Source organism: Vibrio sp. Vb1166 (assembly GCF_033338695.1).
In the GTDB taxonomy this organism is placed as follows: domain Bacteria; phylum Pseudomonadota; class Gammaproteobacteria; order Enterobacterales; family Vibrionaceae; genus Vibrio; species Vibrio alginolyticus.
Genome location: NZ_JAWOTE010000049.1, coordinates 1 through 14,231 on the forward strand (window position 1 = coordinate 1; position 14,231 = coordinate 14,231).

Genomic DNA, 14,231 nt, shown 5'->3' on the forward strand with positions numbered 1-14,231 from the left:
TCAGACGCGTTCGATAATGTGACTTTGAAGTTCGCTATCTCACCCTCATTAATGGTGCCAGCGTCTGAAATAGTCACATTCGGGCGGTCATCATCCGGATCAGGACCTGGACCACTGCCATCATCCACTATCGTTGCCGTACCGGTATCGCTGCCTTGTACTGCGTCAATGCCGGTTACCGTGACACTGAAATCTTCTGGGCCTTCGTACACCGCATCATCAATGGAAGCGATGCGCACATCAAACTCAGTTTGCCCTGCTGGCACCGTTACTACACCATCGTTTGGCACTGCAACCCAACCACTACCCGTGTTGTATTCTAAGGTGCCCAAATCACCGGCTTCGGTATCGCCGAGATTAAGACCCAACTCTACTTGCGTTTCCGCTTCAGACGCGTTCGATAAGGTGACTTTGAAGTTCGCCGTATCACCCTCATTAATGGTGCCAGCATCTGAAATAGTTACGCTTGGACGGTCATCATCCGGATCAGGGCCTGGACCACTGCCGTCATCCACTATCGTTGCCGTACCCGTATCGCTGCCTTGCACCGCCCCAATGCCAGTCACCGTCACACTGAAATCTTCTGGGCCTTCATAAACAGCATCATCAATGGCAGCGATGCGCACATCAAACTCGGTTTGCCCCGCTGGCACCGTTACTACGCCATCGTTTGGCACTGCAACCCAACCGGAGCCTGTGTTGTATTCCAAGGTACCTAAGTCACCGGCTTCGGTATCGCCCAAGTTCAGGCCTAGCTCGACTTGAACAGTGGACTCGGAGGCATTCGACAACGTCACTTTGAAGTTGGCTGTCTCACCCTCATTGATGGTGCCAGCATCTGAAATAGTCACGCTTGGACGGTCATCATCCGGATCAGGGCCCGGACCCGTGCCATCGTCCACTATCGTTGCCGTACCCGTATCACTGCCTTGTACTGCGCCAATGCCGGTTACTGTCACACTGAAATCTTCAGGGCCTTCATAAACGGCGTCATCAATGGAAGCAATGCGCACATCAAATTCGGTTTGCCCAGCTGGCACCGTTACCACGCCATCGTTTGGCACTGCAACCCAACCGGAGCCTGTGTTGTATTCTAAGGTGCCCAAATCTCCAACTTCGGTATCGCCAAGATTAAGACCCAGTTCCACCTGCGTTTCCGCTTCAGACGCGTTCGATAAGGTGACTTTGAAGTTCGCCGTATCCCCCTCATTGATGGTGCCAGCATCCGTAATAGTCACGCTTGGACGATCATCATCCGGATCGGGACCCGGGCCACTGCCGTCATCCACAATCGTCGCCGTACCTGTATCGCTGCCTTGCACTGCGCCAATGCCAGTCACCGTGACACTGAAATCTTCAGGGCCTTCATAAACGGCGTCATCAATAGAAGCAATGCGCACATCAAACTCAGTTTGCCCCGCTGGCACCGTTACTACACCATCGTTTGGTACTGCAACCCAACCGCTTCCGGTGTTGTATTCTAAGGTGCCTAAGTCTCCAACTTCGGTGTCACCTAAGTTCAGGCCTAGCTCGACTTGAACAGTGGACTCAGAGGCGTTCGACAGCGTCACTTTGAAGTTGGCTGTATCCCCCTCATTGATGGTGCCAGCGTCGGTAATAGTCACATTCGGGCGGTCATCATCCGGATCAGGACCTGGACCACTGCCGTCATCCACTATCGTCGCCGTACCCGTATCGCTGCCTTGCACTGCACCAATGCCAGTCACCGTCACACTAAAATCTTCAGGGCCTTCATAAACAGCATCATCAATGGCAGCGATGCGCACATCAAACTCAGTTTGCCCTGCCGGCACCGTCACCACGCCATCGTTTGGCACTGTCACCCAACCGGAGCCTGTGTTGTATTCTAAGGTGCCTAAGTCTCCAACTTCGGTGTCACCTAAGTTCAGGCCTAGCTCGACTTGAACAGTGGACTCAGAGGCGTTCGACAACGTCACTTTGAAGTTGGCTGTATCCCCCTCATTGATGGTGCCAGCGTCGGTAATAGTCACGCTTGGACGGTCATCATCCGGATCAGGGCCCGGACCACTGCCGTCATCCACAATCGTCGCCGTACCGGTATCGCTACCTTGCACTGCACCAATGCCAGTCACCGTCACACTGAAATCTTCAGGGCCTTCATAAACAGCGTCATCAACAGAAGCAATGCGCACATCAAACTCGGTTTGCCCCGCTGGCACCGTGACTACGCCATCGTTTGGCACTATCACCCAGCCACTTCCGGTGTTGTATTCTAAGGTACCTAAGTCTCCAACTTCGGTGTCACCTAAGTTCAGGCCTAGCTCGACTTGAACAGTGGACTCGGAGGCATTCGACAGCGTCACTTTGAAGTTCGCTGTCTCACCCTCATTGATGGTGCCAGCATCTGAGATAGTCACGCTTGGACGGTCATCATCCGGATCAGGGCCCGGACCACTGCCGTCGTCCACGATCGTCGCCGTCCCCGTATCGCTGCCTTGCACTGCACCAATGCCAGTCACTGTCACACTGAAATCTTCAGGACCTTCATAAACGGCGTCATCAATGGAAGCGATACGCACATCAAACTCAGTTTGCCCCGCTGGCACGGTCACCACACCATCGTTTGGCACTGCAACCCAACCGCTTCCGGTGTTGTATTCCAAGGTACCTAAGTCACCGGCTTCGGTATCGCCGAGATTAAGACCCAGCTCCACTTGCGTTTCCGCTTCAGACGCGTTCGATAAAGTGACTTTGAAGTTCGCAGTATCCCCCTCATTGATGGTGCCAGCATCCGTAATAGTCACGCTTGGACGGTCATCATCCGGATCGGGACCCGGGCCACTGCCGTCATCCACTATCGTTGCCGTCCCCGTATCGCTGCCTTGTACTGCGCCAATGCCGGTTACCGTGACACTGAAATCTTCTGGGCCTTCGTACACCGCATCATCAATGGAAGCGATGCGCACATCAAACTCAGTTTGCCCTGCTGGCACCGTGACTACGCCATCGTTTGGCACTGTCACCCAACCGCTTCCCGTGTTGTATTCTAAGGTACCTAAGTCACCGACTTCGGTATCGCCTAAGTTCAGGCCTAGCTCGACTTGAACAGCGGACTCGGAGGCATTCGACAGCGTCACTTTGAAGTTCGCTGTGTCACCCTCATTGATGGTGCCAGCATCTGAAATAGTCACATTCGGGCGGTCATCATCCGGATCGGGGCCTGGCCCAGTGCCATCGTCCACGATCGTCGCCGTCCCCGTATCGCTGCCTTGTACTGCGCCAATGCCGGTTACTGTCACACTGAAATCTTCAGGGCCTTCGTAAACGGCGTCATCAACAGAAGCGATGCGCACATCAAACTCAGTTTGCCCTGCTGGCACCGTTACTACGCCATCGTTTGGCACTGCAACCCAACCACTTCCCGTGTTGTATTCTAGGGTGCCTAAGTCTCCAACTTCGGTGTCACCTAAGTTCAGGCCTAGCTCGACTTGAACAGTGGACTCGGAGGCATTCGACAGCGTCACTTTGAAGTTCGCTGTCTCACCCTCATTGATGGTGCCAGCATCTGAGATAGTCACGCTTGGACGGTCATCATCCGGATCAGGGCCCGGACCACTGCCGTCGTCCACGATCGTCGCCGTCCCCGTATCGCTGCCTTGCACTGCACCAATGCCAGTCACTGTCACACTGAAATCTTCAGGACCTTCATAAACGGCGTCATCAATGGAAGCGATACGCACATCAAACTCAGTTTGCCCCGCTGGCACCGTTACTACGCCATCGTTTGGCACTGCAACCCAACCGGAGCCTGTGTTGTATTCTAAGGTGCCTAAGTCTCCAACTTCGGTGTCACCTAAGTTCAGGCCTAGCTCGACTTGAACAGTGGACTCGGAGGCATTCGACAGCGTCACTTTGAAGTTCGCTGTCTCACCCTCATTAACCGTACCTGCATCACTCATCGTTACCGCTGGGCGATCATCATCAGGATTTGAGCCAGGTCCACTACCATCATCTAAAATAGTGGCAGTCCCAGTAACAGGTGTGCTTTGTTCTTCTGTCGTGCCAGAGAGCGTAAACGTTTCTGGGCCTTCAAATACAGAGTCGTCAATAGAGTCTATAGAGACCGTAAAGTCACTTTCACCCGGTGGGATCGAAATGGTAAAGGTTCCGCTTTCACCGACTGAAACTTCTTCTGTTGTACCATCAGAAAATGTTATGAGGACACGCTCATTGACGTAGTCACTCCCGTTCTCGTCAGCTGAGCCGCCTGTTGCGGTTCCATCAAGGAGAGAAAGAATGACATCAGTGTTGTCTTCAGTTGTTTGACTTAGAGTAATATCGAATACAACTTGGTCACCTTCGTTGATAGTCGGACTAGATATTTCTTGAACTAAGATAGTCGGTGGTACAGGGCCATTAATTACTCTGAAAAGATCCAACAAAGATAGTGCTTGAGTTGTAGATAGTCCGATTCCATCAATACCGACGGTCTCAAAATTCGTACTAGCCAACAATTCAGCGCCAGTACGATCTATTGCACCAGTATTTTGGGGGCTAGAACCACTTTCCTCACCTGCAGCTGGCTCAAAATCCTCACCAAGAGCAGTAGGGTCTTCTCCACTAGCGATAGCCTCGATTAGCGCAGTGACATCATCAGTAACGTTAATTGAACTACCTTGCGGTGTTACCTGTTGTACAATTAATTCTGATGTATCAGAAACTTCCTCAATAATTAATTCACCAGGCTGAGGTAGCTGACCACTTTCAAGACTTCTCAGGTTCCCATCAAGCCCTATAACCACGACATTGCTCATCAATGAACTTAACGCTACTCGATCCATGCTCTTCATCCTTGTATTAGTTTAATTAAAGGCTTGTTACTGCACTAAACACGTCTATAGTTTAGACAAAATATGAATTTTTCGTTTTATTCCAAGAGGATTTAGTTTTTTGAGAGTAATAAGGAAAATAACCGAAGAATTTGCCTTCATTTAAACCAGTTTCCGCTATGCTCTTAAGATAAAAAGGTTTTCTACGAAAAAATCGACCACTTACCAAGCAAGCTTTGCCTCGTATGCTAGAGTTTAGAGAGTAAGATTGTTGTTTTTTATTGAATTAAACATTTAAACATCAACAAGTTGATAATACGCACTAAGAAAATTCATTGTTTGTAACTTCTCGTCTCAAATATGAAACAGAATAAGAGCGACATGATTTTAGGAGAACTAACGTGAGATGGAATCGAGTACATATAGCCTGCTGTTGCTTAATAGTGTCTTCACCAGTTTTCGGTCAAACTCTAGAGCAAGCGGTTGCACAGACGCTACAAAATAACCCCGATATTAAGAGTGCATTTAACGAGTTTATGAGCCAGAAGTACATAAATGAAGCTTCATCAGGTGCTTACCTCCCCTCTGTTGATCTAGATGCTGGAATTGGATATGAAGGATTAGACCCGTCAGATGAAGTTGGTCGAGGAGACACGGATTACACTCGAAAGGAAGCTTCAGTGACACTGACCCAACTAATATGGGATGGTAGCGCTACATTAAATGATATTGATCGAACCGCAGCTGATGCTGAATCTGTTAGATTTCAACTCTTAGCAGATGCTTCAGATAAGGCACTTGAAGTGACTAAAGTGTACTTGGACGCTGTTAAAGCGTATGAAGTCCTAAAGCTTTCAGAAAACAACCTTGCTGTTCATAAAGATATTTACGATGACATTAAAAAACGAGTCAACTCGGGTATCGGCTCTACTGCTGACTTGACGCAGGTAGAAGCACGTTTGGCAAAAGCACACGGAAACTTAGCTGCTGCTCAAAATAACCTGTATGACTCTCACACGATGTTCACTCGTTTAGTCGGTCAAACACCACAAGGGTTAATCTTTCCGAGAGCGGACCAAAACTTTATCCCGTACACGGTTGATGAAGCGGTAGGCTTGGCATTTGAACTTCATCCCGTTATTCAAGTGGCGCTCGCAGACGTAGACTCGGCTAAGTTTCAATACAAACAGTCTAAAGGTGTTAATTACCCAACCATTTCAATTGAAGCTTCGCAAACATGGCGTGACGACGCTGATGGTTTAAAAGGTCGAAGTGATGAGACACTTGCCATGCTGCGTCTACGCTACAACCTATTCAATGGTGGCAGTGATGCAGCGAACTCAGAAAACTTTGCCTACCAGCTAAATAAAGCAAAAGACTTGCGTGAAGGTGCCTATCGCAATGTTGAAGAAGGGTTAAGGCTTTCTTGGAGTGCGCTTGATTTAACATTACAACAAAAAGAGTTTCTATCAGATCATGTAGACTCTGCGTCTGAAACCGTAATTGCTTACGAGAAGCAATATCGCATCGGTAAACGAACACTGCTTGATCTATTGAACACTGAAAACGAGCTCTTTGAGGCGCGTAAAGACTACTTAGATTCTAAATACGCAGAGCAGTACGCCAAATATCGAGTGATGAACGCAACTGGGCAACTGTTGAGTGCATTAAGGGTTGAAATGCCTAAAGAATGGCTAGAAGAAGTGGAGTATTAATTATGAAACACATAGCTTTTATTACACTCTCATTAATGCTCTCCGCATGCAGTTCATCAGATCGTGGTGATGAATATGATTACATAGATACCCCAATTGCCGATCAGTGGGCTGATCATATAGATGATGACTCTGACGGAGTCATTAACGAGCGAGATTTGTGCCCGGGTACACCTTTGGGTGCCGAAATAGACAACGACGGTTGCGGTTCGTACGTTGACTCCTCACAAGAAATGCAAATTCGAGTACTATTTGCGAACGATTCCGATGTGATCAACCCTATCTTTACGCAACAAATTCTTGAACTATCCGACTTTTTGAAAGAGTACCCGAACACGTCTATAGAGATTCAAGGTTATGCTAGTCGCACTGGTACTGCAGAACATAATCTTGACTTATCTAAGCGCCGCGCTGAAAACGTTAGAAAAGAGCTCATGAAGAACGGCATTAGTGGAGATAGAGTTACCATTGTCGGCTATGGAGACACAGTACTTGCGACACAAGGTACAGACCAAGTTAGTCACGCATTGAACCGTCGAGTAACCGCAACAGTGATTGGCCACAAGGGTGAAGTGAAGAAAGAATGGACCGTTTTCACAACACTTCCAAAAAGCTAGCACAACAATAAACAGACCGTAAAAATAAAAGGTCTAGCAAATTGCTAGACCTTTTTGATTTTAAATTTGACTACAGTTTAGCGCTACTACATGTCTTTGTACTGAGCTTCTAAACTCGCAATTAAGCTTTGAGTCACATCATCAACACTTGCACCGTCAAAATGGATGTCCAATGTCGAGCTCCCTTTTGTAATACTCAGGTTTGCCTCAGATCCCCCGTCTGGTGCCACTTCTACATGATACTCTCCGACATCACCAGTATGATCACCTGATTGAAGATCATTAAGAAGCTCTCCAATTTCATCTTTAGATAAGTCGTCAAACAGATCTGAGAAGTCTAGAGCGTCTTCATTTTTATTGAAGTCAGTGACAGTATCAACATCGTTAGTGACTTCACTCCACTTAAAGATGTCGGCCCCTTCTGACCCTGTTAAAGTATCACTACCTAAACCACCAATCAGAATATCATCCCCTTCACCGCCAACGAGTATGTCGTTGCCACCATGACCAAATAGTAAGTCATCACCAGCGCCGCCATATAAATTATCCGATTTATCTCCTTGGTGAGTTTGGTTGAATTCTTCCAAGTTATTTCTAACGTACTCATGTATATCTTCGCCGTCAACGGTAGACACATCCTGACCCGTTTGCTGCGCCACATGTGATTGAATCGCACTTAAGCCTTGTTCATTACCACCAAACTCAATTAAGTCACCTAACAAGATATCGTTACCTTCACCTCCTTGAATAGTGTCTGAACCTTGTTTGAGAGGTACATCTTGACCCAATATCGTTTCAGCAAGCTTAGTAACATCAATATCTGACTCTACCACACCATCAGTGTCATACTGCTTGAGTGTATGTTCATCAACGCCACTCCCAAGACCTATCGCTTCTATAGAGGACAATGCCGCTAGTACTTGATACATGTGTTGAGCTTGTGTCGAGCTATTCCCTTCATCGTAATAACGGATAGAGCCATAATATCTGTCGATATCGCCAAGGATTCTTCCTGTTAGCGGTGAATAAACCTTACCGTAACTATCTATAACGACATCACCTTTGTAGGTAACTGTTTGTCCGTATGAGTAATTGTTTTTACTCGCAATATCTTGCAGGGTAACAAGCTTGCCAGAATTATCGACGTCCAAAATCACTTTCGAGAATTCACTCGGTGCTACACCATAGAGGTATGTTGCTCTATTTGGTTGACCATCCGTAACAAAGTACGTGATATTTTGGCCATTAGGGTTAGGTTGACTGCTGAACCATTCAACGGCCGACTGTAAGCCCGCCTCATAGTTTGTGCCGCCAGAACCCTCATCATCAATTACACGATTCAACTCTTCTACAAACTCTTTTCTTGCTGTAAGAGAACTCAAGTCAACAGAAATCACCGCTGATGCACTTGAAGCAAATTCACTAAGGTGAATATTCACTGTCCCTGGCTTCTCTCCTTGATTTACCGCACTTAACAGCTCATCAAACACATCTAGCACTTCTTGCTTCGCAGTTCCTACCCAGTTACCCATGCTCCCTGAAGTGTCCAGAACAAATGCGATGTTGTAGTCCTGACCTGCAATGATCTCCAATCCTTGAACATCACCAACAATAATATCGTGATCGTCACTACCCGTTATCTGATCATTCCCATGCGATCCCGACTCCAACACATAGTCACGAGCTGTAAGCTCAACGGATTCAGTTGTTGAAGCTGCGTCATTATTTGATCCTTCAACAGACGTAGCAGTAACGCTTAGCGGGAACTCTAAGCTGCCTTCATAATCGAATGGCACTCTGATATCCAGGGAAAGCTTACCATCTGTACCAAGAGTGACAGGGTAATCTCCATTTGAATCTTGCTTAATTGCGACCCCATCAACATACACGTCAACACCGTCTGGTAGATCTTGTACAAGAGCAGTCTGCGCTAAATCCTCACTTCCATCGACATCAACTAGATCAACATCCACATCGACCGAAATCCAGCGATCTTGAAGCACTTCATAAGTGCCATCAGGTTTCAAATCAACAATTTTGTCTGCAAAAACAACGCGTTCAATTTCATATAAATGATCACCTCGGTCATCACTACCTGTATGATCGTTTACCGAATCGATAGAACGACTATCTAATAAAATCCAATATGGAACTTTACCTCCATGATCGTCTTTGAAGGTCATTTTGTAGTCATCAAAGTTCCCTGTTAAGTAGACTGTATCTTTACCATCATGCAGAGTAAGACTGGTCGCGTCATCACCATAAAACGTATCATTGTTACCACCGCCAACAAATACGTCATCGCCACCGCCACCATAGAATACATCGTTGAAATCTGTCCCAACAAACAAGCTGTCGGTGTCACTTAAGTCAGTATTGACTCCCAACACAACACCAGCGTGTGTATTAATTTTAGGTACTGCATTATCCAACCCAAGGTTGGCTGCGACAGCCTCATTTTCGGTATTGGTATTATTTATTGCCGATGTAGCTAAGTGATGGTTTGGATCAATAGCATCTCGTTTAACTAAGTCGCCAACATTGATCGTGATCGTAGGTGCATCTGCGATAGCAACAACATTGATATCAAGTGTATTTGTTACGCCAGTATTTGTGGTATAGCTAATTAATGGAACGTCACCTGACCAATGCTCAGCAGGTTCAAATATGTAACTACCATCTCGGTTTACTAGTAACGTACCACTAGTCAAAGAAACACTTTCGCCTACCTCGTAATCAGCACCATCGATAGTAAGATGATCTACCATCAGAATATTGTCGCCGTCAGAGTCATTAAGCAATACATTCCCTTGTAGAGTATTGTCTTCTATGGTTTCGCCCAAATCACTTTCCGTTTCCGTAGGTAAGTTCTCATGTACTACAACATTGATCGCCAAGTTAGATTCTGCTGAATCACCATTCGAGCTTTCTGTACTCGTTGCAGTCAAATTGATAGTGAAGTCATCATGGGAGCCCGCAGGTGGAGTCACAGTAAGTGCATCTAATGCCCAACTTGTCACGTCCAGTTCTTCATCAATAGTTGCGACAGTAATAGAACTATTTCCATCTGAAAGGATCGCACCTACAGGTAAGCCAGTTAGCGTGACTTTAAGTGATTCAGAGCCATCTGTATCATTTAAGCTTGCTTTAATTTCAGAGAGCGGTATCGCTGTATCTTGTAACCCTTCGTTCAGCTGGTATGTTTCGTAAAACGCAACACCATTAACTTCTTGTAGTTCAGACGTTCTGATATCAGTTGCTTCTAGTGCACTTTCATCACTAACTACGTAAAGACTACTATTGCTCAGGTTGACAGGCGCTTGTCCATTAATGGATACATCCACATTAAAGTTACCCGGACCACTTTGGTTATGGTGATAAATTTCAATTGGATAAAAGCCAGATACCGAAGGGGTAAAGCTAGCTCCCTTAATATCACCACTGTCGCTCCCCCAACGAGCTTGATCAAGTAACGTACCACCCAACTTGATTGCAAGGCTATCATCGGCTTGACCGACAAAGTCGTAACTCGAGCCAGCTTCGAGATAAACAAGAGATGTGACTAGAACGGCCTCATTTGCCAAGGTTGCATGAGTCCCTAAATCTTCCACATTTGCCCAACTCAATCGAGTACCATCGGCTTCATTAAGAGCGTTGATCGCTGAGATTAGAGTCTCTCCATTGACCCCCATACCATCACTAGAACCAACTTGAACATTACTCCATGTCGTAACGTTAAACTCTTGTTGAGGCAATGAGTTTAATGGCGTCACTGCAATTAAGTTCGGTTTGTCAGCTACAGGGTTCACGTCTATTGTCAGTGTCGACTCTTGACCAGAGCTCTGCCCATCTGTCGGTTTAAAACCAATTTGAGCGTAACTAGATTCCTGATCTCCGACTTGATTTCCGCCGAAGCTGTCACTGCCTGATTCATTTAATTCAGGTACAAAACGAACACCGTTTTCCTCAAAAAGCGATTTATCGAGGACTTGATCGATTTGTACAGACTGCCAATCGCCTTGCGAATCTCTGTACTCTAATGAGCCATCGCTAGGAAGCGTTGTAATTTGGACGGATAGATCTGATACATCAGAGTCCACATCGCTAATACCGAATGATGACCAATCAAGCATCACTTGAGTATCTTCATTCATCTCAACCACTGAAGGCGAAGATTCAGGAGCATCATTCACATTTACCAGAGAAACATTTACCTCGGCAGTATCAATCCCGCCAGTTCCATCGATAACCTCAACCTGAAGCGTATAATCACCCAAGTCAACATCATCGATTGTCTTGTTCAATGAAATCTCTCCACTTGTCGGGTCGATATCAAAAATACCATTAGTGCTCGAGCCATCTGCAAAACGGTATACAAGCACGTCATTATCGTGATCTTCAGCAACGACCGTGCCGATAACGGCCCCAATCACCGTGTTTTCGTTAACTGACCCGAAGTCGTAAACATCATCATTTGGTTTGTCACCAGCACTATCGCCGCCAGAAATAAACTCTGGAGCGTGCTGAGCATCTATAATAGAGACTGTTGCTTCATTCGAGTCACTTGCAAGCGTCGAATCTGCACCAACCGTATCAATTAGAGTCACGGTTAGGTTTTCAAGATCTTCGTAAATACCATCATCGAGAGTTTTTATATCAATCGGCGCCAACGTTTTACCCGCTGGAATCGTGACTGTGTACGTACTTGGAGCAATATAATCTTTGTCATCAACATTCCCTCCGATTGTGAATGTTACCAGTACATCTTCATCTGCTTTTTGGTCAATGTTGACGATAAATTTTGCATCACTACCTTCATCAACTGAGGATTGATCTGAGCTAATAGTCACTTTCGGTGCACTTTGGGCATCAACGATCACAACACTTGCGCTGTTATTTGAAGCAATGCTCGCATCAGCGCCATCAACCTCTTTAATGGTTACTGTGAAAGATTCTGCGCCCTCATAAATACCATCGGTGACCGTCAGTAAGTCAAGAGCAGCTGAAGATTGACCCGCAGGAACTTCAACACTCAGAACGCCAACAAAATCTTTTCCATCTTGGGCCACGCCACTATATTCGACATGAACCGTAACACTCTCATCTGCAACTTTATCAAGTGTCAGCGTAAAGCCTGCCGTTTCACCTTCATTTACGCTATTTTGATCGGCACTAATACTAACTAAAGGTGCAGGATCAGAATCCACAATATTTGCGTTACCAGTTGCAATACCATTACTGGTGACACTACCGATTTCCGTAACCGTAAGACCAAAGCTCTCATCACCTTCATGGACATTATCTAGTTTGGTCGGGACTGCGACTTTAATTTCAGCGACACCTGGAGGTATAGTAACGTCTCCATTAGGCGCTATATCTAATGTTTGAGTTTGACCATGAGTATCCACATAGGTCACTACCATAGTGCCTAGATCAACATCTTCCGCAGTATAGCTATCATTTGTTGTTGACTTCAGATTGACGACAACGGCCTCTTGAACAGGGTTAGAGAGTAAAACGGTAAATATTGCGTCAGTTCCTTCAATGACATCGCCGGCATCTACTACGCTAAGTTTTGTACTGTCATTATCAAGAACTGTTGCCGTCCCCGTTTCACCGCCGATCTCAAGAACGATCGTTTCGCTGCTTTCCACAACCAAGTCATCAATAGTCGGAATCGATATTTCGAAGCTACTTATACCTGCAGGAACAATCAAGTAACCACCTAAGAAAACAACACCATTTGTATAGGTTGCATTTGATAGATTTACGTCATTCTTATCAACTGAAGAACCTTGAGCAAGCATATCAACTTGGTACTTAACGGCAGTGCTAGTGGTTTCATTTAGAACAACCGAGAACGTGACATTGTCACCCTCAGTCACGCTATCACCGACCACAGACAGGCTTGGCCCATTTTCAGCAATATTACCATCTAGCATTTCATTAACGATATTGACTGTAGATGGATCGCTAACGCCATTTTCAGAGTCGACTGCCACATATCCAAAGCTGTCTTCGGCAGGTACACCTTCTACATAACGTAACTCCCAGTTCCCTTCATTTTTCGTAGAAAAATCTAACTGAGTAATGACCGAACCTTCAGGAAGAGCTAGATCTTTCCCATAACCAACGCTTGTTTCTTGGAATAGCATGAAGTTGCCTTCAGGCTTCAAAAACTCGAACGTTTGAGTCTGTTGGACATTATTTGAATCTAAGTATGTAACCGTAATAAGTGCTGCGTTGTCATCACCGTAATCAAACAATCCACCTAATCCATCTAAGCCAAGGTTTACGCTGCCCACAGGATTATTAGACAAATCGATCGTAATCGTTTCACCTTTCTCAATACCCTGCCCATCATTGTCAGCGATACCATTGCCGATGTGTGACACCTGGCGGTTGTACTGCGCAAGCTCACCGCTATCAGAAGAAATGGTGATAGAAGCTCCATTTGCTAAATGCTCAGTACGGGAGTGTGATGGACCTCCGTCCTCACTTAGCCCCCAATTATTGAAATCTGTTGTAGACTCGGAACTATTTAGTGTATCTGGGCGATCCTTGATACCTAATAAGAAACCCACATTATCAGCTTCATAGTAAAGGCTGTCTTTGTCATAAAGCGTATCGCTTACTTCTTTAATTTCGTGCAACTCACCATCACTATCTTTAAAGAACAACGTACCTGAGGTTGGCAGTTCAGTAATTCGGACATGTAGATCGTTGCCTTTTAAGTCGTCTTCAACATCCGCGATATGATCTTGAGAGTCACCGTGACCCAGAGGCTTCGTATCGGTATCAAACACAACGTGCGTAAGCTGATCATCGGCCACATGCGTAAAGTCTTCACTGTCAGGTTTGTCGTTTACTGGCGTGACATCGACGTTAACAATGGTGGATTCACTGACACCACCGGAGGTGACGATGTAGGTGAAGCTGTCTGCCCCGTGGAAGTTGTCGTTTGGCGTGTAAGTGACGCTGCCGTCCGGGTTGACCGAGACCGTGCCGTTAGCTGGACCGTTATTGCTATCGAGCGACACCACTTTGTCGTCGCCTTCGAACGTGTCGTTACCTAAAACCTTGATGAT

Annotated in this window: 4 protein-coding genes; 2 read left to right on the forward strand and 2 right to left on the reverse strand. The window is 46.1% G+C overall.

Going from position 1 to position 14,231, the window contains the following annotated elements:
* The coding region (locus R7E51_RS23370; RefSeq protein ID WP_318128324.1) for a Calx-beta domain-containing protein at positions 1–4,823 on the reverse strand (4,823 nt) is incomplete at its 3' end.
* A 389-nt stretch (positions 4,824–5,212) separates the two neighbouring features.
* Here R7E51_RS23370 and R7E51_RS23375 point away from each other — a divergent pair.
* Both R7E51_RS23375 and R7E51_RS23380 read left to right on the forward strand, forming a co-directional pair.
* Positions 5,213–6,526: a TolC family outer membrane protein gene (locus R7E51_RS23375; RefSeq protein ID WP_021707835.1), complete on the forward strand. Its 1,314-nt coding sequence runs from the start codon at positions 5,213–5,215 to the stop codon at positions 6,524–6,526.
* A 2-nt stretch (positions 6,527–6,528) separates the two neighbouring features.
* Positions 6,529–7,143, forward strand: a complete 615-nt coding sequence (locus R7E51_RS23380) for an OmpA family protein (protein ID WP_005377363.1) — start codon at positions 6,529–6,531, stop codon at positions 7,141–7,143.
* An 86-nt stretch (positions 7,144–7,229) separates the two neighbouring features.
* Here R7E51_RS23380 and R7E51_RS23385 read toward each other — a convergent pair whose 3' ends face one another.
* The gene (locus R7E51_RS23385; RefSeq protein ID WP_318128325.1) at positions 7,230–14,231 is read right to left on the reverse strand and encodes a Calx-beta domain-containing protein; all 7,002 of its coding nucleotides are present in this window, start codon (positions 14,229–14,231) and stop codon (positions 7,230–7,232) included.